Origin of the sequence: Neobacillus sp. DY30, from assembly GCF_030123065.1 — a bacterium.
Lineage (GTDB): Bacteria > Bacillota > Bacilli > Bacillales > Cytobacillaceae > Neobacillus.
This window is the reverse complement of record NZ_CP126093.1, coordinates 2,845,259-2,866,099: the sequence shown is the minus strand read 5'-3', so window position 1 is coordinate 2,866,099 and position 20,841 is coordinate 2,845,259. Positions and strand designations below refer to the sequence as shown.

14 protein-coding genes are annotated in these 20,841 nt (G+C 36.7%); 7 read left to right on the top strand and 7 right to left on the bottom strand.

Translation table 11 applies throughout. The features are described from left to right. Positions 1 to 203: 203 nt before the first annotated feature. The 4 genes from QNH29_RS13790 (at position 204) to QNH29_RS13775 (ending at position 4,905) form a co-directional block, all read left to right on the top strand. On the top strand, positions 204 to 1,112 hold the full coding sequence (locus QNH29_RS13790; protein ID WP_283865319.1) for a LysR family transcriptional regulator: 909 nt from the start codon (positions 204 to 206) through the stop codon (positions 1,110 to 1,112). A 117-nt stretch (positions 1,113 to 1,229) separates the two neighbouring features. Continuing rightward, on the top strand, positions 1,230 to 2,726 hold the full coding sequence (locus QNH29_RS13785) for a spore germination protein (RefSeq protein ID WP_283865318.1): 1,497 nt from the start codon (positions 1,230 to 1,232) through the stop codon (positions 2,724 to 2,726). A gap of 21 nt (positions 2,727 to 2,747) precedes the next feature. After that, on the top strand, positions 2,748 to 3,833 hold the full coding sequence (locus QNH29_RS13780) for a GerAB/ArcD/ProY family transporter (RefSeq protein ID WP_283865317.1): 1,086 nt from the start codon (positions 2,748 to 2,750) through the stop codon (positions 3,831 to 3,833). After that, a complete protein-coding gene (locus QNH29_RS13775; protein WP_283865316.1) occupies positions 3,823 to 4,905 on the top strand; it encodes a Ger(x)C family spore germination protein in 1,083 nt (360 codons plus the stop codon). The genes QNH29_RS13780 and QNH29_RS13775 overlap by 11 nt, the downstream gene beginning before the upstream one ends. Positions 4,906 to 5,661: 756 nt before the next feature. Here the strand turns inward: QNH29_RS13775 and QNH29_RS13770 are convergent. From QNH29_RS13770 to QNH29_RS13755, 4 genes are all read right to left on the bottom strand, one after another. Then, on the bottom strand, positions 5,662 to 6,807 hold the full coding sequence (locus QNH29_RS13770) for a D-alanyl-D-alanine carboxypeptidase family protein (protein ID WP_283865315.1): 1,146 nt from the start codon (positions 6,805 to 6,807) through the stop codon (positions 5,662 to 5,664). Positions 6,808 to 7,023: 216 nt separating this feature from the next. After that, positions 7,024 to 7,458 carry an RsiV family protein gene (locus QNH29_RS13765; RefSeq protein WP_349654902.1) on the bottom strand — a complete coding sequence of 145 codons (435 nt, stop codon included), beginning with the start codon at positions 7,456 to 7,458 and terminating at the stop codon, positions 7,024 to 7,026. A 1-nt stretch (position 7,459) separates the two neighbouring features. After that, positions 7,460 to 7,966 (bottom strand): RNA polymerase sigma factor SigV, encoded by a 507-nt coding sequence (locus tag QNH29_RS13760; protein ID WP_283865314.1) that lies wholly within the window; start codon positions 7,964 to 7,966, stop codon positions 7,460 to 7,462. 85 nt (positions 7,967 to 8,051) lie between these two features. Beyond that, complete coding sequence (locus QNH29_RS13755; protein WP_283865313.1) at positions 8,052 to 9,020, bottom strand: M15 family metallopeptidase; 969 nt, start codon at positions 9,018 to 9,020, stop codon at positions 8,052 to 8,054. A 277-nt stretch (positions 9,021 to 9,297) separates the two neighbouring features. Between QNH29_RS13755 and QNH29_RS13750 the strand changes: the two genes are divergently transcribed. Continuing rightward, positions 9,298 to 10,197, top strand: a complete 900-nt coding sequence (locus QNH29_RS13750) for a LysR family transcriptional regulator (protein ID WP_283865312.1) — start codon at positions 9,298 to 9,300, stop codon at positions 10,195 to 10,197. Between the two features lie 329 nt (positions 10,198 to 10,526). Here the strand turns inward: QNH29_RS13750 and QNH29_RS13745 are convergent, their stop codons facing one another. From QNH29_RS13745 to QNH29_RS13735, 3 genes are all read right to left on the bottom strand, one after another. After that, entirely contained in the window at positions 10,527 to 14,684 is a 4,158-nt protein-coding gene (locus tag QNH29_RS13745; RefSeq protein ID WP_283865311.1) for a 5'-nucleotidase C-terminal domain-containing protein, read from the bottom strand. A 403-nt stretch (positions 14,685 to 15,087) separates the two neighbouring features. Continuing rightward, positions 15,088 to 16,530, bottom strand: a complete 1,443-nt coding sequence (locus QNH29_RS13740; RefSeq protein ID WP_283865310.1) for a DHA2 family efflux MFS transporter permease subunit — start codon at positions 16,528 to 16,530, stop codon at positions 15,088 to 15,090. A 274-nt stretch (positions 16,531 to 16,804) separates the two neighbouring features. Continuing rightward, positions 16,805 to 19,381 (bottom strand): lipocalin-like domain-containing protein, encoded by a 2,577-nt coding sequence (locus QNH29_RS13735; RefSeq protein ID WP_283865309.1) that lies wholly within the window; start codon positions 19,379 to 19,381, stop codon positions 16,805 to 16,807. 507 nt (positions 19,382 to 19,888) lie between these two features. Here QNH29_RS13735 and QNH29_RS13730 point away from each other — a divergent pair. Both QNH29_RS13730 and QNH29_RS13725 read left to right on the top strand, forming a co-directional pair. Continuing rightward, positions 19,889 to 20,164 carry a hypothetical protein gene (locus QNH29_RS13730; protein WP_283865308.1) on the top strand — a complete coding sequence of 92 codons (276 nt, stop codon included), beginning with the start codon at positions 19,889 to 19,891 and terminating at the stop codon, positions 20,162 to 20,164. Between the two features lie 23 nt (positions 20,165 to 20,187). Further along, a complete protein-coding gene (locus tag QNH29_RS13725; protein ID WP_283865307.1) occupies positions 20,188 to 20,790 on the top strand; it encodes a DUF2238 domain-containing protein in 603 nt (200 codons plus the stop codon). The last annotated feature ends 51 nt before the right edge of the window (positions 20,791 to 20,841 follow it).

The following is a 20,841-nucleotide window of genomic DNA, read 5'->3' as shown; positions in this document are numbered from 1 at the left end:
TGCAATGCATAGGAAATTAAGAGAACATAAACTAAGCAAGAAGCGTATTACCTATCATCCTTTCTATTTATTTTAAAAATTAAGAATTATTCAAATTAATTGTATAACTACTAATTTACTTAGTAAATTTAAGGTTTGTAATAGTAACTTCATAATTTTTAATATAAAAAATACTTGAGGGTAATGTGAAAAGGTGGTCATTTATGCACATACAAAAACTAGAAGTACTTGTTGAAGTAGCTAAAACAAGGTCCATATCACTCGCATCGCAAAATCTTCATATGAGTCAATCTGGTATCAGCCAAATCATTACTAAAATAGAAGAGGAGCTTGGAATCAAAATATTCGTACGATCTCGCCTTGGGGCCATATTAACACCTGACGGAACTAATATTGTAAAAAAAGCAGATGAAGTTTTGTTAAAATACGAAGAATTGATGAACGAGGCTCGAAAAAGTTCAGAAATCCATTCTGGTAAGCTACGAATATCTACGGTACCAGCATTTATAAACTTTTTATTAAAGCCTTTAAAAGAAATTAGAAATCTGTATCCTCATTCCACCATCGAATTGTTAGAACAAATCACGGAATCTACAGTTGAATTTGTACGGCAGGGTAAAACAGATATCGGCCTAATCTGCCTCTATGAAGACATATTAAAGAATATAGAGGATTTACATTTCGAGGTAATCCTTGAAGGAAAAATGAAAGTTTATGTTGACAGTGACTCGCCTTTTGCAAGTAAGAAGACCATAACCCCAGAAGAAATACTTCAGCAAGAGGTAGTCCTATATAACGGTGATTATATAAAATGGTTCATTCATCATTTTCAACTTACATTTGGTAAAATGAATATATTATTTTCATCAAACAACACGGAAGAGTTATTGCGGTCAATTTCAGATGGTTTGGCCATTAGCTTTGCGCCTGATATCGTTATGAAAAACAATCCACTTGTATTAGCAGGTAAAATTGTTGAGGTCGATATTATTAATTATGAACCCATAAATTCGGCTCTTGGATTCATTCATCAAAAGAACAAACGACCTTCTAAAATTGAAAGGCACTATATCCGCTTTCTTAAATCTGAAATGAATAAATATTTTACTTGACGCCCTATTACCATTCGAATAGGGCATTTTTTTAATTGTTGTTTACCATAATAATGTAGAATGAATAAATTTCCCTATTTTACACATAATTAGAAAAAACATTTTAGAGGGATAAAGATGAACTTAAAAAATGGCGATAAGGATAAAGGTGAGGGCTCAAATAAAAAGAACGATCGAAATTGGCTTGAACGATTATCAAAATCGAATGATTTCGTTCACGAGCATACATCATTAATAGACGAAGCACCATTTTGGATATCATATTATCGGACCCTCATTTCATCAGACATTTTACATCAAGATGTTCTACCCTATTTACATGAACATCTTTCACTAGAAGAATTAAAAAGCAGAATCCCTGTTCAAGAGATTATTTTTACAAGGGATGAAGATAAAATCATCCAAAACATTTTGAATGGGTCCATAGCTATCCAAAAGCATCAAGATGATAAAGAATTTTTATTAATCAACATTGCGAACAGTAAATTTCGAGATGTCGGATTGGCAACCGTGGAATCGTCTGCCCTAGGACCACAGTCTGGATTTATTGAAGAATTAGACACGAATATCAATCTTATTCGAAAAAGATTGCCCGTTCCTGAACTGCTCGTCAAAGAAATGAAGGTTGGAGAGCTATCCAAAACAAGGGTAGCAGTACTTTACATAGATGGAATTGCTGATCCTGAAAATGTAAACACCGTCATCCAAAGAATAAAAGATATTCAATATGACCATATACAGGACAGCTCTTATATCGCTTCGATGATAGAGGACAATTCTAATTCTTTGTTTCCACAATCGATATCAACGGAAAGGGCTGACCGAGTTGCTGCTGGACTTACCGAAGGAAAAATAATCATTGCAGCAGATGGTTCACCTAATCTTGTCATTCTTCCCGTCACCTTAATGGAATCTTTTATTGCAATGGAAGATTATAGTTATACCTGGATCATTTCAAATTTCTTTCGGTTATTACGATTTACTGCCATGTTTATCTCGACAATGATAACCCCTATGTATGTAGCCATTATGACCTATCATTATGAATTGATCCCGGCCCGTTTACTTGAGACGCTTGTTGGCTCAAGGGCGGCCGTTCCTTTTCCTCCATTCTTAGAAGCGCTTTTTTTAGAATTGATGATTGAAATGGTAAAAGAGGCTGGAATCCGTCTACCTCTTAAAATTGGACAATCCCTCGGTGTTGTAGGTGGTATTGTAATCGGGCAAGCTGTTGTGGAAGCCGGATTAACTAGCAATGTTTTGCTTATTTTAGTAGGACTCGGATCTTTAGCTTCCTACACCTCACCTGTATATAAATTTAGTAATACGATTCGGTTTATCAAGTTTCCTGTCATTTTTCTTGCCCAATGGTTTGGTTTGCTTGGGGTGTTTTTAGCCTTCCAAATTACACTAATCCATTTACTGCGGTTAACGTCACTTGGGCGACCATATTTAAGCCAGTATCCAATACGGAATACTTCTTTTCAAGATTTATGGATAAGGCTCCCTTTTTCCAAGCAAAAAGAAAACCCAAAAACCTTGAGACCTCAAAAGAAGTTTAAATCAACTGGTAAAGGAAAAAAAACGGAGCCGGCGAACGATTTTTATGAATAAATCGTAAAGGGGAAAAACAATTTGCAAGCCAATATTAGACATCAAGTTTCTCCCTATTTAGTATTCTTTCTCATTTATAATTCGCAGGTTGGTGTTGGCATTTTAAGTTTTCAAAGAACCATTGCCGCGAAAGCAGGATATGATGCCTGGATTGGTGTATTAGCTGCTGGGTGTATAGTGCAAGTGTTTATATGGGTGATGTACAAACTTTTGGGAAAAGCCAATGGAGATATTATCGATGTTCATACCAATATTTTTGGAAATGTACTAGGCAAATTTATTAGCTTCTTTATCATGATTTATTATTGGTTAGCAAGTGTTTCTGTTTTAATTGCGTTTATAGAGATCATTCAAGTATGGATGTTTCCTACTATGCCTTCATGGATTCTCTCTACTTTAATTTTATTTTCAGTGTATTATTGTGTTTCTGGAGGATTTCGGGTTATTGTCGGCATGTCATTTTTATCGTTTATTTTTCCGCAAATTTTAATAATCGTACTTTTCATTTTCCCGTTAAAAATTGCACATTTTTCAAATTTGCTGCCAATCATGAACCATTCCTTTATGGACATGGCGGACTCCATCAAAAGCTCGATTTATTCAATAGCGGGAACTGAGGCCTTGTTGATGTACTATCCATTTATAAGGGATCCTAAAGCCTCAAAAAAATTCGCTCATTTAGGTGTTTTATTTACTACTTTTCTGTATACGATTTCTACTATTGTTTCCTTTACCTTTTTTAGTGAAAATCAGTTAAAAACAACAATTTGGCCAGAACTTTCTTTAACAAAAACAGTTACGCTGTCTTTCTTGGAGCGATTTGAATACCTTTATATATCCATGTATTTGATTATCATTTGTGCTTTAATCGCACTTTTTTTATGGTGCTCCAGCAGAGGTTTAAAGAAAATTTTTAACAGGAAGCAAAAGTATACATTACTCCTTCTTTGCCTTTTAAGTGTGATTCTTTGTCACTTTAACGGTTCCTTCAAAGATATGCTGAATAAATATATTATTCAAATGAATTTATGGATATTTTACTGCTATATCCCCATACTCTTACTTGTTTTAAGTTTTATAAAAAGGGGTAAGCAAAATGATGAATAGGTCAGCGTTTTGTTTGTTTCTAATTTTATTATTATCAGGGTGCAGCTTTCTCCCTACCAACATTGTCAATGAAATCGATATGATACAGGGTGTAGGGTATGATTTGGCCGAAAAAAAGAACATAAAGGGAACGATTGTATTTCCTAGTTTTAAAAAAGACAAAACTTCTTATGCAGAAGTCAGAACAGCTATTGGGGAATCCAGTAAAGAGATTCGTACGATCTTAAATAACGAAACTCGCTATCCATTGGAGAGTGGTCAGCTTCGCGTAGCTCTTTATAGCAAAAAAATTGCAAAGAAAGGGATAAATGATTTTGTAGATACCTTAAATCGTGATCCGGCTATTGGGAGCCTTGTTCAATTAGCAATTGTTGATGGCGAGGCGAGTGAATTATTAAAAATGAAGAAATATAAAAAGGAGAATGTTTCCATTCATCTCCAAGAATTGCTGAAGCAAAATATGACAATGGGACTACTTCCTGAAACTAATTTACAATCCTTTTTATTTCAATTTTTCCAAATAGGACAGGATCCTTATTTGCCTTTAATTAAAAAGGAAGCAGATAATATTAGGGTTACTGGCATGGCAATTTTTAAGGATGATCAATATGTTACATCGATTCCAATGAATGATCTTTATATTTTTAAAGCGTTGGTTGATAAAAACAGGACTAGTTTACGCCAGTTTATATTAGAAAATCGTGACAAGGTAGTTCTTGAAACTCTCGGTTCAAAAGTAAAGTATAAAGTTAAAATTGTGCATGGTAGACCAGAATTTACGATTAATCTTACACTGAAAACAAAACTTCAAGAGTTCGCACCTTCAGCGAAAAAACGCCAGTCTTTTGATAAGAAAAAATATCAAAAACAGGTTGAACAGCAATTAGAAAAAAATGCCATAACCATCATATCCCAATTTCAAAAGCATAAGGTTGACCCTTTAGGTTTAGGAGCAAAATATAAAGAAAACTTCCGCGAATTTAATGAAAAACAATGGAAACAGGATTATCCCAACGTAAAAATTCATGTAAATGCAGACTTAAAGATCGTACAAACCGGATCAGTTGATTAACATCATAGAAAAATCCTTCCATCAAGTAAAACTTCCATTAGTAGTGTCGACCAAAGCTTTGGTCAGCACTACTATTTTTTATATAGTAGATAATGGAGTGTGTTGATTTAATTCTTTGTTTACAAGTGAGGAAGTATGTCAATTGATTCCTTTTGTTTTTGTTTTTTCTTCCTTATAACCTTCTGGTTGTTTATACATATAATGTTATGAACTATCTAAAAAGGAGTGAAATCATATGGTATTTTTCCCACCTCAAGGTTCAATGAGACAACAACCACAATCCCCTCCTCCCACATTCATTCCACCAAAGCCCTCATCGCCATCCTATATCATAGACTGTGTATTTAGTAACACATATGTTTGGCTTATAAATGGGGAAGGTTTCTGGTTTTACCCCACTCGCGTCGAGTATGGTGAAATTTCAGGATATAGATGGAATGGTGCATTCTGGATGTTTTATGGTATTGATCCAAGATTTATTGATGCTGTTGCCTGTTATCCTACCCCTACTCTTTACTAAATAACTAAAGCCTAGTGGAAAAAACATAATAAATGGGTCCGCTTTGAGGTGCTTTTCTAAAAATTCGTGCCGAAATGGCAGTCGTTTTAAGATCGTTATCGGTATATAAATTAGCAAAACTCGCCAGAATGATGATTGGCGAGTTTCTATATTAGGAATACCTAAAACTTATTTTAACTAAAACACCCGGTGGTTTAAGTTTACTTTTTCACATTCACCACATGGCTATGCAGAATTTATTTAGCGTTTGAAAGGACTTTTGATGGACCTTGTTTTACCAATAGTCCCTTGTGGAACTCTTCAAGTGTGATTCCCTGTTTCATAATTTCTGTTGCGACATCTTTTCCGACATATCGAAGATGCCATGGTTCATATTGATACCCAGTTATGGATTCTTTTCCTTTTGGGTACCGAATAATGAACCCATATTCAGCTGCATGAAGTTGCAACCATTTCGCTTCTTTTGTGTTCTGAAAACAAGATGTTGCTGCACATGTTGCACTACTGTTTCCCACGTCAATTGCGAGTCCGGTTTCATGTTCACTTGTGCCAGGAATCGCACTATACATACGAGCTTTTTCATACCCATCTTGTTTTACGTATGATTCAAATAACGAAACTTGTGTCTTGTGCGAACGGTAACCAGAAACACCAACAATCATGTACCCTGCTTTTTTTGCATCACGCACTAATGTTTGAATAGCAAGGGCCGCTTCTTTTCGTAATTTCTGTTTTTCTGTGCTATTCGTAAAAGGAAATGAGATTCCTGAATCGATTAAGTTTTTCGGCACAAAATTTTCCGGCAATTTGTTCTGTTTATTAATTAATACGGCAAGGTCATCCGGTTTTGCCACCACAGGAATCACTTCTTCTTCCCATTGTTCCTTATTCATAATTTTCACATACTGACCGCTTACATACGCTTTTTTCTCTCTATAGAGGATTTGATACCATCCTGTCCCTGTTGCACTTTTTACGTCAACTCGTTCGCCTTTTTTAATAACCCCTAAAATGGCGTATTTCGTGGAAGGTCCTGTTCGTACATTCAAATTAGCGGTTGTTGCATAGTTTTTTTCTTCCGATTGTTCATTAATCATGTTTTTCACGTACTGACCGCTTACATACGCTTTTTTCTCTTTATAGAGGATTTGATACCATCCTGTCCCTGTTGCACTTTTTACGTCAACTCGTTCGCCTTTTTTGATAACCCCTAAAATGGCGTATTTCGTGGAAGGTCCTGTTCGGACATTCAAATTTGCGGTTGTTGCATAGTTGTTTTCTCCTGCAATTGCTTTTTGAATAAAGGACGTTTCACTAAAACCGGCGTACGATAGAATAAAAACTATGAATAATATAGAAACCTTCTTTTTAAATTGTTGCATCCCTAATTCTCCCCTTTTGTTGTTGTCTCACCATACTAAGACGTACCAAAGGATGAGAAAAGTTTGCAATAAATGAGTATTTTTTCAATTTTTTACTCAGTTTCGAAAATCCTTATTTTCTACTTAAAAATACGTATCTTAACAAATTCCTCTCCAAGATATGTTATCAATTTCCTCTAAAATCCCTTATTTAATTAAATTTAAAAACCAATATTTTTACTTTATATATTCACTACCTAATAAGTCATCAGAAAGTAAATCAGTAGGAATAATAAATTCTACGACCCCCATATACCCCGGTGCCACTTCATATTTATCAAAAGAAATAACTAATTTGTTATCCTGGTTTATATAAAAGTTATGGTTTGCTGTTATGTTTTCAAACGGGTCTATTGGATTTTCCACTCCTGCATCAAGGATCCAGTATACCTTAGTTTTATCTTCCTTCATTTGCTGTTTCATTTGATCTTTAATATTTTCACTAATAGTTTCAATGTAATTTTGATTTTTAAATAAAATAGGTAATATTTTTATAGCTGTTCTGTTCTTTTTGCGAGAACTATTTAAAGCTCTATTAACTACATCATCGAGATCTGAAGGAATTTCTATATCCATATATTTAGATTTTAACCTTTCTATATTTTTATCCATTCTATCTCTCCTTTACTAACTTGGTGTGTTCCATCTGAATTCTTAACATAGATAATCCTCTATATAATCGGGTTTTTATCGTATTTTGATTTTCCTTCAATATCTCAGCAATTTCCTCAATTTTTAAATCCTCAAAATAGCGGAGCACTATCACTGTTCGAAACTTCTCTGGCAAATCGTCTAAACATCTTTCAAGATCAATATCCTGATAGACATCATGATTTCCATTACTATAAAACTCCAGAGTTGCCTCATCCATCACATTGATTCTTCTGTGTTTTCTTAAGAAGTCCAAAGATTTATTAACAACAATCCTATAAAACCAGCTTTTAAGTTTCTGTTCTTCTTTTAGACTGCCAAGTGATAAAAGCGCCTTATGAATAGATTCCTGTACAATATCTAATGCATCATCTTTATTCTTCACATAACTAAAAGCTAACCTATAAAAATTCTCCTTATTTTCTACGATAAATTGAACAAGCGCTTGTTCTTTCTTATGATCCTTCATAGCTTAGAGCTCCTTTTCTATACGAATCCTTTGTCTTACGATTAGTAAACATATAAAAAAAGCCCTGATGGTCCAGGACTTTTCGTTAGTTAGAGACTGGCAGTGTATGAAAATATTCTTCAAGAGTAATCCCTTTTGTTGAAACTTCTACCGCAACATCTTTCCCTACATATCTCAAATGCCAGGGTTCATATTTATACCCTGTAATCGTATCTTTTCCTTTTGGATATCGGATAATAAAACCGTATTCTGCTGCATTTTTCTCTAACCAAGCAGCCTCTATCGTGCCAGCAAAGCAATCTTCTGCTGGACACTTTCCATTTCCTCCTGTTACATCAATAGCTAGTCCTGTCTGATGTTCACTTGTACCAGGAAGTGCACTGTATGTCCTAGCTTTTTCATACCCATCAATGGCTACATAACGTTCAAAAAGAGCTTTTTGAGTTTGATAAGAGCGATATCCTGAAACTCCTAAAAGAGTCACTCCCTCTTTCTTTGCCCCTGCAAATAGACGTTCTAGCTCTATAGCTGCTTCTTTTCTCATCATCCGTTTTTCACTATTACCTGAAAAGATAAAAGGAACATTAAGGTACATGAGATTTTGTGGCACAAAATTTTCAGGCAAGGATAATGATTTATTAACCACTACCGGAATACTATTCGGTTGAGCAACTACTTGTATAGAATCTTTATTTTCGACTGGTTTTTCTGCAGGTTTTTCTACTGGTTTTTCTACTGGTTTATCGATTGATTTAGATGGTTCCTCTTTAACAGCAATTGGAGATGCTTTTACAGATGAAGATTGCTTTTGTTGAATTTCGGTGTTTGGTTGTTCTATTTGTTCGGGCTTTTTCGTATTGGATTGCTTTTCGTTAGTTGGAGCTTTATCTTTTGAAGTTTTTTGATCATCTAGATTAAGATGGTTGTTCATTTCTTTATCATCTTTTTTTGTTTGCTGATTTGAAATTTTTGTATCTTCTTCAACAACATAGTATCGACCCTGACAACCTGAAATGATGAATAATGCTAGAACGATGATAGTGTACTTTTTCAATGATAGGTTTCTCAGAACGGACACTCCTTTTTCTATTTAACATACAAGTAAATAATAAATGCACACTAATATTTACTTGATAGGATACTCTATTGAATTGATTAATATCATCTATCTCTGTGACAATCATTTGATTATGAGCTTAGTTTTCCTATTTTGCCTCCTTATAATAACTAGCTGTTGACTCAACTCTTAATATTTTATTATTGATTCCAAAGCATGTAAAATATCATTTAGTCATGTATACTTGATTAATACTCATACAAAGGAGTTTACTATGAATATTGAACAATTAGAGTATGTTGTCGAAGTTGCGAAAACGAAATCCATCTCCATTGCTTCTGAAAATCTAAAGATATCACAGTCTGGAATTAGTCGATCCATTAGTAATTTAGAAAATGAAATAGGTATGAAACTATTTAAAAGATCAAAATCAGGAACCCTACTCACAGAAGATGGTGAAAAAATTGTAAAAATAGCTTTTGAAATTGTTTCCAAGCTTCAATTGTTAAAAGAAGAGGCTCAAGAAATAACGTCCAGTATCAATGGGAAATTAAAAATCTCATCAAGTCCGAGTGTAATGGCCCTATTATTAAAAGTAATTCCGCTTTTTAAAAAAGATTATCCCGGGGTTAAACTGGAAATAACGGAACAAGCAGATAATGAAATTATTGATGATATTAGAAATAATAGGATCGATATTGGATTAGTATACATTAATGAAAATATTCAAAACTCGAATGATTTAAAATATGGGACCTTAGTATCTGGAAAATTAAATGTCTGTGTCAATAAAAACTCCCCTCTATCTTTACATCACACGTTATCTCCAAAGGAAATTTTAGATCAACCCCTTGCCATGTTTAATGGGGTTAATATGAAAAAATTTATTGAACAGTTTTTCAATGATCATGGGGAAATGGAAGTTCTGTTTATGTCGAATAATTCAGAAACCGTAAAAAGAGCGGTTGTTGATGGCATAGCGATTAGCTTTATTATTGATTTGGCATTAAATGATGATATCTATGTAAAGAATGGAAGCATTGTTCTTATTCCATTAATAGATTGTGGAATTACAACAATTCCATTCGGATGGATTCGATTAAATAATCAATATTTTAGCTATCTAGAAAGGGAATTTATTAAATATTTGCAAATCGTCTCAACCGATTATTAGAAAGGAGAGTATAAAAGGGTTGGGTGAGAAAATAATTCTTTCATTCTCATTATGTTCATTCAACTTAAGCGTTTGATTTACGATATGCCTCGGTAGGATATTGTGTTAACTTGAACCTAGAAAGCCCAACTTTCTCAATTCTTCAAAGTTATCTGTAAAATATAAAATGCATTACTCCTTCTTGGAATAATGCATTTTATATTTTACACTCTTTTATTCATTACTTTCGTATTAAACTTTTTCTTAATAGCCTCCCTTATACCTTTCATTTACTGGTAAAGCTACTCATAAAAAAGGCGGGTTGCCTAAACAGCAACCTGCCTTCTTTCTTACTTCCCGTTTTTCTTTAAAACGTCGACAATTGTTGCCTTACTAGCATTTCCAGCAGCATCTGTTGCTGTTACGGTTAATAGATTCTTATGTTTTTGCTTTGGCACTGATACTTTAAACTTACCGTTCGCATCTGCCACAGTTGTACCTAGCTCCACCTTGCCCATCATGACCTTAACCGTTGCACCAGCTTCTGCTGAGCCGGTAACAAACGTATCATTATGAATGACAAGATTTACTTGTGGCACATCCGGTGGTGTTACATCTTTAACCGTCACTACTGTTTCTTCGCTTACATTACCTGCAGCATCTGTTGCTGTTACTACAAGTTGTGTTCCAGCTGCCTGTTTTGTAATCTCAATTATGAAACTACCATTCTCTAATGCAGGACCTGTACCTACAAGAGTACCATCAACAGACACTTCAACTCGTGCTCCTGGTTCTGTTGTTCCAGAAACGTGTGTAGATTGGTCTGTTACTTCATCTACAGAAGGAGCTCCTGGAGCTGAGCTATCCGCCACTTCTTGTACGATTCTACCTTCTACCACAGGTGATACAGGATTGACCTTTTCCAAATAAGAAGTAAACACTTCAAAATCTACAATATATAACTCCGTGATACGACCTTCGTCCTTCGCGGTTTTAAACATGCTGTATCCATCGCCACCGTCCGCAGTGAATGCATTGGTAGCTACGCGATAAATTTTATCCATCTGAAGTTCTTCATAACCATCAGCGGTTAATGCCTCAACATGCCAGACGCGATCACCAACAGGCTTCGCAGGATCGTATTTGAACTTTAACCCTGATACCTGCATGAATGAACCTTGACCAGGTGCGCTCACGCTGTGCTCTAACGCTGCTAGTATTTCTTTTCCTGTTAAATCAAGTGTCACTAGGTTGTTACCAAAAGGCAGCACCGTTAATACTTCCCCTAGTGTGATATCTCCTTGATCGATAGAGGCACGTATTCCGCCGCCATTTTGCAACGCAATATACGTTGGGATAAACTCATTTGCTTTAGCAGCCATTCCATCTGCAATTAAGTTCCCAAAATTGGTTTCCTTGCTGCGAACATCCGCACGTTCACCATTTAACGGAACGGATGTATTTCCAACTACTTGTTTTTGTAGTTCTGTTAATGGAGCTTTATACTCCTCCACCTTCGCTTTTGCAGCTGCGTCCTCTGTATACTTACTTAAATCCTTTAATTCTCCAGAGTAATTCGCTATTACCCCATTTTCATCAAACGTTACATCAAGAACACCAAGGTATTTTAAATACTCATTGGCTTGGACGATTAATGTCGGCTCCTCTTTTTCGACAACAACAGGGGCATCTAGTTTTGTATGGGAATGTCCGCCAACAATTACGTCAATGCCGTCTACCTTTTCAGCTAAATCTAAATCTGGCTGGTAGCCTAAGTGGGATAAAGCAATAATTTTGTCTACACCTCGTGCTTCAAGTCTATCAATTGTTTCATTTGCTTTTTCAACGGCATCTTCAAACACAATATTATCTTCAGGATTCGCTAAGAACGCTGTATCTTCCGTAGTTAATCCGAAGATTCCTACCTTTTCTCCATCCACTTCTTTAATAATCGCCGTGAAGATTTCTCCTTGTTCATTACTTCCACCGATTGAGGTATTAAATATTGGTCCTAGTTCAGCATCATCTGCCATATTTACGTTGGAAGACACGATTGGGAACTTTGCCTGCTTAATGAAGTTGGCCAGCGTCGCCGAATCCTTATCAAACTCATGATTTCCGAGTGTCATCGCATCAAACCCTAATTGATTCATAAAATACAAGTCTGCTAGACCTGAATATTGTCTGAAATATAAAGTCCCTGAGAATACATCCCCTGCGTTTAACAACAGGCTGTTTTCCTTCTGGGAACGCAACTCGTTCACAGCTGTGATAAGTCGAGGGAATTGCTCTACATAGGCATGTGTATCATTTGTATGAAGAAGCGACAGCGAAAATGGTCCTTCTTCTGCTGCTAAATCTAATTGAGCCACTAGTGCATCATGGTCACTTGCACGTCCATGTTCTTCCATATACGGAGAGTTAAAGTTTACGATATCTAATGTAGCTGCCTCTGCTAAGTTATTAGATACTAGAATATGGTCTAGCACTTGTGCATTTCCTTGATAGTTATATGTGTATCTTTCAGAAGCAGGCAGTGTTTCAACTAAGTTCGTTAAGTCATCACCTTTTAATGCTGCTAGAGGTGCGGAAAACTCAAAATCGTTTAAGTCGCCTAATACCACTACATTGGCGTCTTCATTCTTTTCTTTTATGTCAGAAACAAAGTTATTCACAATGGTTGCAATTTGCACACGCTGCGCTTCACTTTCAAGGTACGGCGGCTGGTTTTTTCCAAATAAAGGCTGATCTCCACCTTTTGAGTTGAAGTGATTGTTTATGACAATAACTTCTTCTCCTTGGAAGGTAAATTCCGCTGCAAGCGGCTTACGGCTGCTGTTGAATGCAGCATTTGTTGGATCAATGCGGCCAGGATTTAATGTTAAAGAACCATTTTCATACGCAACTGCACTTGTGGCATTTCCCTTTGGTGCCTCGTTTAGCGTCACACGATCAGGATTGTATAGATATCCTACACGGATATTTCCTCCTGGCACGCCGCCATCCTTACCGTTCTCAGGAGCAATTTCTGTCCAAGCATAGGCTGGTCCGCCAAAACCTTGGATGGCATCACTTAATGCTTTGTAGTTAGCATCCGCTTTGACCACACCATTATTGGTTTCTCCACTTTCATCAAGAACCTCTACAAGACCAATGATATCTGGAGAACCTAAATTCTCGACCATTGATTTTGCGAGCTTATCGCGTTTCGCAGTATCTGTTGCTACAAAGTTTTCGATATTATAGCCTGCGATGGTTAATTTATCTTCTTCTTTTTGAATCGTCGTTACTTCATTCGTTCTTTCACGTTCCACTAACTCTGGTAAATCTGCTGCTTTTGCTAGAATCTTAAAGTTACTAAATGTATAGCTAACCACACCGGTGACATTTCCATTAAAAGAGTCACCCGCTTTGGTTACAAAGTTGCGATCGTCCAGCTGTAGAAGCATCTTCTCTGGATTTTGATTTTCTTTTGTTAATAGTGGTGTTCCTTCTTTTGTATATGCTTTCCCATCCACTTGACCCAAAATAACAGGCACTTCCCCGTATTTCTGCGGTCCTGTTACCGTTGGATTTTCTAGGGTCACAAGCATTCCTTCTAGGCTTTCATAAAAATCAATGCCGTCTTCTAAAGGATCAAATGTCCCGAATTGATCGTTATCAATGACTGAAGACGGTGGAATCACATCCTTACCGATTACAAGTGGAGTCGGAAGTTCATTTCCACTAGAAACCTTAGTAATTTTACCGGATTGAGCATTGATTTCTGTCATCGCTAAATCGGTTTGGAGCTTTTCGGCGTAACCGTCTAGAACCCACTCTTTTACAAGGCCTGAAACGGTTACACTATCACCTACAGCAACACCATGCGATGGCTTGTATACGAGAATACCTTCCGAAGTTTGTGTAGTGTCATCTGGATTAGGATCTTGCATGTAGAAATTGCTGCCGTCTGCGACATACGTTACTACCCCGGCTACATCTACTACATTTTTATCTTTATAAGGTGAAGTGTGAGATTGACCTTGGATGTCGCGAATTTTTAGTCCTGATATGCCATCTATAGGGTCTTCTCCTGGGGGCGTTGTTGTGCCGTCAAAGGTAATGGCTGTTGGAGATCTTAAACCAGGTACTGTAAAATAGGCTTGAAGTGGACCTGTAATGACCACTTTTTTTCCAATATTTGAAGGGTTAGACTTTAAACCGAATGTCGTACGGAAACTACTAGGAAGCTGCACTGGAAGTATTTTTGATTTATCCGTTTCTGTCGGTGAATCAGCAATCGCAAAGTTAAAATCATCCACGAATGGACCGGTAAAGTTATATGTTGGCCCATTCGTAGTATGAGCGACTATGTAACCTGCAACGGTTGCTGTTCCAGTATTATTTGCAATTGCTTCTGCAACCGTAATTGGTTCAGCAGCCTGTGCCCGATAAGGGAGAACCATCCCTATCAACATGACCAAGATTGTTGTTAAAGCAAAAAACTGTTTTCTAAGCTTCTTCATGAGTATCCCTCCTCTAAATCTATTAAAGTAAATCTATAAAAGTAGTACCCCCAAATAATTTTCCTAATCTATGAATTTTACCTCCTTTCTTAAGTAGGGAAGTACCACAAATATACTTCTAACTTACCATTTCTCCTTTTAGTTTCGTTCTATTTAACGAAAACTTTACTCGCTTTATACATATCATTAATAATATTTACATTTATAAACAAAATTTCCAATTCTACACCCCTATAATACTATTTATTATTCATTCTTAAACGAGAACAATTTCCCATAACCTTCCTCCTAGATTATAGAATTTACTAGAATTGAGGATAATCAACTTGGAGTAATATAGCTGTTCGCTAAAATAAAAAACGCCCCTTACAAATGTAAGGAACGTTTTTGGAAATCTCAGCTGCTACTCCTGAAATTTCACTTCTACATTTTTTTGTTTTTTTCCTTCTGATTCACCCTTTGGCAGGGATTTATGCTTAATGAAAAAGGTAAGAACCAATCCGATTAAAGAAAGAATAGATACGACCATAAAAGCGATGTTCGCTCCATGTATGTCCGGATAGGCAATGTCCGGTCGCTGTTGTGCTGTTTCCGCTGTTGTTGTCATAACGGTTACAAGGATTGCAGTTCCTACCGAAGCGGCAATCATTTTCATCGTATTATCCATGGCGGCTCCATGGGGAATTAATCGTTTTGGCAACTGATTCAAGGCGGCCGTTGGAACAGGCATCATGACCATCGAAAGTCCAAACATTCGGACTCCATAGAGCACAGTAATATATGTCAACGTGGTCGACGGACTTAAAGTCGTAAAAGCAAATGAAGCAGCAGTCATGATAGTCAATCCAACCATCACAAGCCACCTTGCACCGACTTTATCAAATATTCTTCCAACAATTGGGGACATAATCCCGCTAATCACTGCACCAGGTAATAAAGCAAGCCCTGCCTCAAAGGCAGAAAACTCTCTCATATTCTGCATAAACAGCGGGATGATGGTTTCTGCGCCAATTAAGCCCATAAAGCTGATCATTCCAATTGCTACGGAAAAAGGGAATATCGAAAACGTAAAAACACGAAATTCCAACATCGGATGTTTCAGTCTTAATTGGCGGAAAATAAATACGATCAGTGATACACCGCCAATTGTAAGTGATAGGATGGTTGCAGGATGCGTCCAGCCGTAATTTCCTGCACTCGTAAATCCATAAAGCAGGCCGCCAAAACCGAATGACGATAATAAGATTGAAATAACATCCACTTTTGGCTTCGAAATCTCTGTGACATTTTTCAAGAAAAAGAATGCGACAACAATATCGATAAGAGCAATAGGCAAAATAATAAAAAATAACACTCTCCATGAAAAATTAGATGTCACCCATCCGGATAATGCTGGTCCGATGGCTGGTGCAAAGGAAATCACAAGTCCAACAAGACCCATTGCGGCACCACGTTTATTCACCGGGAAGATGAGTAAGAATACGGTGGTCATTAATGGCAGCATGACTCCCGCCCCTACAGACTGAATGACCCTTCCTGCAAGAAGAATTTCAAAATTGGGGGCGATCCCACTGACAACCGTTCCTAATGCAAAAACACTCATTGCAGAGATAAATAGCTGTCTTGTGGTAAATTTTTCTAATAAAAAGGCACTGATTGGAATCATAATCCCATTTACCAACATAAAGACTGTGGTCAGCCATTGTGCACTATTTGCAGTAACGCTCATTTCATCCATGATTGGAGGGATTGCTGTTATCATTAACGTTTGATTCAAAATCGCAATAAAAGCCCCAGCTAACAAAAGGCCTACGATTAATGATTGCTTATTCTCTGAACTCTTCATTCATCCAACTCCTCATAAAAAATATACTGTTACAGATTACATTGTTTTCCTTCTAAATACCACCGAAATGTTCTAGAGCAGATTAATGCCGAATTATTTGTAAAAGCTGTATGGTTTTTTGTAGGAACTGTACGCTTTTTTGTAAAAGCTGTACACTTTTTCGTTGAAAATGTACACTTTTCCGTAGAAAATGTACACTTCCACCTCATTCAGCAATTTCAACCAGCCCAAAAAGGTGATACAAAAAATGTATCACCCTTAATTGATCAAATTTCTATTCAGTTTGACTAGGATTTTGGTAAAGGGACAATACTTGATCTGCCGGAAGGGCTAATCCATCATATACACGCACTTCATCCATTAATCCTTTAAAAGGAATATCCCAGTAGTTAACACCTAACCCAAATTCAGCATCAATGGAGGTAAATACATTCGGGAAGTTTTCACCTGTGTATTTAGCTTCACCATTGATATAAAAAACAGCTTTTCCTTCATTGACCGTTAAAGCAAGGTGTGACCACTCACCTGTAGGTATAACCCTGTTTGTTACAGCGTCATACCACTGGTCGCCATTGTGTGACCATACCATCGTATTGCCCCATCCTGTTTTAGGGACGACACTAATCCAATTGTTCGCTGTTTCTGCCCCAAAGAAAGAGGTTGTAAATTCAGTAATTTGTTCAGGCTTTAACCACAAGGATACCGTGTAAGTATCACCCGTAATTAAGCCGTTTGCTAAACGCAGTCCAGAATTCCCGTCAAATTTAGCGGCTTGACCCACTTTACCTTCTGCGAACGTAATTTGTCCGCCGGTATTATTTAAGCGGTCTCCTGTCACGACTGCGTCAGCTTTTTTTCCAGAAGCGTCTTTAAGACCATCGTTAAAGTCATAGAGAGCTGATAAGCCTCCTGCTTCCTTTTTAAGCACAGTAACGGTTACGGACAATGTTTCCTTAGCATCACCTAATTGAATCGTCGCGGTTAAATCTACTACCGCATCTTCACTATCTGAACTTGGTCGTGTGACAACTCCATCAACAGACACTGCCTCAGGATTAGAAGATTCCCAAGTAATTTGCGCCCCTCTTGTAGCAACAGTTGGCAGCGTCAAATTACTAATTACACTAGATGGGAAACTAGTACTTAATTCTTGTTTGATTGCCTGTACCAATTCTTCATCTGAAGAAGCATCCACATGACTTCCCCAAATGACAATTCCTTCATTCGACATGGCACTAAACGTCATCACCCACTGTTCCGAAGTAGGGTCATATTGGCGGATAAATACACCATCATACGTACCTTCACCATCAATGGTTAACTCTGCTTTGTAATTCCCGTAAAGCTTCCATGTTCCTGTTACGGCTCCAGATACGGTGTGATCACTGTTCAATTTCACCCATGTTGACTCGGTTAAGCCGCCAGTGATTTCTTTTCCATGATTAATGTATTTATAATCACCCGTTACATCACCTTCGGACACCTTTTTAATGGTTTCACCCGCATAGCGGTACGGTGTTGGTACTGGCCACTGATCACGGTTCTTAAATGTTTGATGTACACGAACTTCATGCATTTCCCCTTGCTGCGGGAAACGAGTATGAGTAACAATAAACTCCTTACCTAGTTCTGCATCAATGAGATAAGAATTATGCCCTGGTGAAAGATATCCTGTACCAATTCCTGTGCCCGCTTCGCCAAGATCTCTTTTAAATAAGAAGTTACCAATCATTTTATTCCCGATATCTTTATGATCCTTATTACTTGGGAAGTTCCCTACCCCGATATCAAAGGACTCTGGGAATACAGCAGGATTTCCTTTTGCGTCTACATATGGACCATCAGGATTCTTTGATCTAAATTGTCTCATCTGATATCCGCCGTCAGAGGCTAAACCGCCATACGTGATGTATAGATAATAATAGCCTGTTTCCTTATCATATACAGCATACGTTCCTTCAGCAGAACGTCCGTAGCCTGAAGCAATTTTAGTCCCGAAATATCGGTCAATCATTCGGCCGTCTTCTGTTTTTCCGTCTTTACCCGGATACTTTGGCAATCCTGTTTTCTTATCTAATTCTAAAATATAGGTACCGCCAGACCACGAGCCGTAAGTCATATATAACTTATTATTCTTAGCCTGAAGAATGTTGGCATCAATGGCGTTGGTGTAGAGTTTATTATTGTATTCTCCATTTACCGTAAACCAATCTGGATTAACGTCATCAATCACACCATTTTCAATAAGAGCTGCGATATTCGTATTTTTCCAGTGCTTATTCACCTTACTGTTTCGATCATAAACTTCCTTGTTGGTAAATCCTGAATACATAATGGTGTCGACATATTTGAACGGTCCTTCAATATTTTTTGATACTGCTATCCCGATGGCAGATCGGATATACGTGGAAGACACACTGTAGTAAATCATGTAGGCACCCTTCGTACCATCTTCATTTACATAATGTTTATTCCAAAAAATATCCGGAGCCCAAACGGCATAGCCGCCTCTTGAGTCTGAATCATTTTCTCCAGCCCATTTAAAGGATTCAGCCAGGTTTGCGGACAAATCACCGTACACTTTATTATTTGGGGTGGTATAGCCATTCGTAAATCGATCCCAATTTACTAAGTCTGTTGATTTTGCACCATCAATGTGAGAACCATACACATAGTAAGTCCCCGTTTTGGGATCTTTGATAATAGAAGGGTCATGAACCGAAGCATTTCGAAACTCAAGTGGTTCAGCGTTACTAGTGTTACTGGTTTGCTCGTTGCCCAGTACACCGCTTGGAATTAACAACAGCAATACGAGAGAAATAAATAGCAATTTTTTAAAATGAATTTTCACTTTTCTCCTCCTATGTTACCAACCATTTTGATTTCTCTATCCACTCACACCTATTTCCTAGTACCTATAGTAAGTTTTAGCCAATATTCTGAATACTGAAGTCATTTAAGTTAGTGAGAGATATATTTATTATGTAGATTCATAGATGCGTAAATATACGTACCACTTATAATAGACCTTTTAACTTATACTAATCCCCCTTTATTTAATAGTATAGTTGTACTTACAACCGATAAAACGCTTTCAAATAGCTATTTAACAGCTACCCGATTCTTAAACAATACTATATTTTTTTAAAATTCTCAATAGGTTTTTACTAACTTGTTGAACAACTTTTAAAATTCTTTCAAAAATGTTGAACGTACAAGTTGGAATAACCTAAGCAGAGGGCGAATTTTTTCATTAAATTGTTTATAAAAAAATATTGCCTAGCAAATATTAATCTTAATATATATTTTTAGCCGCCTTTTGATTTTGGCGAATTTTAAGATAAGCAGGTGTATTGGTGTGGACTTTCCTACAATCCATACGAACTTTTGGGATGCAGTGATTGCAGTTCCGTTAGTCATGTTGATTACACAATTAATAAAAGTTTTATTAAAAGTAAAGAAAAAGTACGTTCCAACAATCGCTCTTATCATTGGTTTAAGCATTTCAATCTTTATAAGCCATCGTCACCACTTTATCGCCGGTATTTTTATGGGGTGGTTCTATGGATATGCAGCGATTGGTTCTTATGCTTCATTGAAAACAACGATATTGGCCTATAGAAAACAGATATGAATGTAGAATAGTCAAAATCCGAGGTGTCTGAACTGTATAAAGAAAAAGTTGTTGATACGCTTTTTATATTGATACAAATCATTTGTATCGCAGCACTTATTGCAGGTGAAAATTTTGACTATATGAGAATGGCTTTGGGTAATCTACTCTTTTGGGTCATTTATATGATTTTAGAAAATAAACAAAATTGGAGGATCCCGCTTTACATCAGGATTACCACCTTACTTTCTATAACCTTAAACGATTACTGTGGGCAGTACTTAAACTGGTATGTAACCTCTAGTTTATATGACAGACTTCAGCATATCTTTGGCACATATGCACTAACACTTTGGATATTTTTGGTTATCCAGCAATTTATACAGCGTAAATTAACACCAAAAAGACTGACTATTTTATTTATGTTTAGTCTAGCATTAGCATTGGGAACCATTTATGAGTTATTGGAGTTTATAGAAGATGAAGTTTTTAAGCCAAAGATAAAGAATCAACCGAGTCTTTTAGATACGAACCTTGACTTAATTTCCGATTTAATGGGGGGAATTTTTGCTGTGATTCACTATCACATTTCCAAAAAGTTACGTACATTTCAATTTCCTTTTGAGCAAAAGAAGAAATCTTTCTAGATACGAGTTGCTGCACTATTTTATGTTCTCTTACTTAAGGGATGATTATTT

What these genes read in the sequence shown, in the direction of transcription:
- QNH29_RS13790 (WP_283865319.1), top strand. Translation starts at nt 204, where the DNA reads ATGCACATACAAAAACTAGAAGTACTTGTTGAAGTAGCTAAAACAAGG.
- QNH29_RS13785 (WP_283865318.1), top strand. Translation starts at nt 1,230, where the DNA reads ATGAACTTAAAAAATGGCGATAAGGATAAAGGTGAGGGCTCAAATAAA.
- QNH29_RS13775 (WP_283865316.1), top strand. Translation starts at nt 3,823, where the DNA reads ATGATGAATAGGTCAGCGTTTTGTTTGTTTCTAATTTTATTATTATCA.
- QNH29_RS13770 (WP_283865315.1), bottom strand. Translation starts at nt 6,807, where the DNA reads ATGCAACAATTTAAAAAGAAGGTTTCTATATTATTCATAGTTTTTATT.
- QNH29_RS13765 (WP_349654902.1), bottom strand. Translation starts at nt 7,458, where the DNA reads ATGGATAAAAATATAGAAAGGTTAAAATCTAAATATATGGATATAGAA.
- QNH29_RS13760 (WP_283865314.1), bottom strand. Translation starts at nt 7,966, where the DNA reads ATGAAGGATCATAAGAAAGAACAAGCGCTTGTTCAATTTATCGTAGAA.
- QNH29_RS13750 (WP_283865312.1), top strand. Translation starts at nt 9,298, where the DNA reads ATGAATATTGAACAATTAGAGTATGTTGTCGAAGTTGCGAAAACGAAA.
- QNH29_RS13745 (WP_283865311.1), bottom strand. Translation starts at nt 14,684, where the DNA reads ATGAAGAAGCTTAGAAAACAGTTTTTTGCTTTAACAACAATCTTGGTC.
- QNH29_RS13740 (WP_283865310.1), bottom strand. Translation starts at nt 16,530, where the DNA reads ATGAAGAGTTCAGAGAATAAGCAATCATTAATCGTAGGCCTTTTGTTA.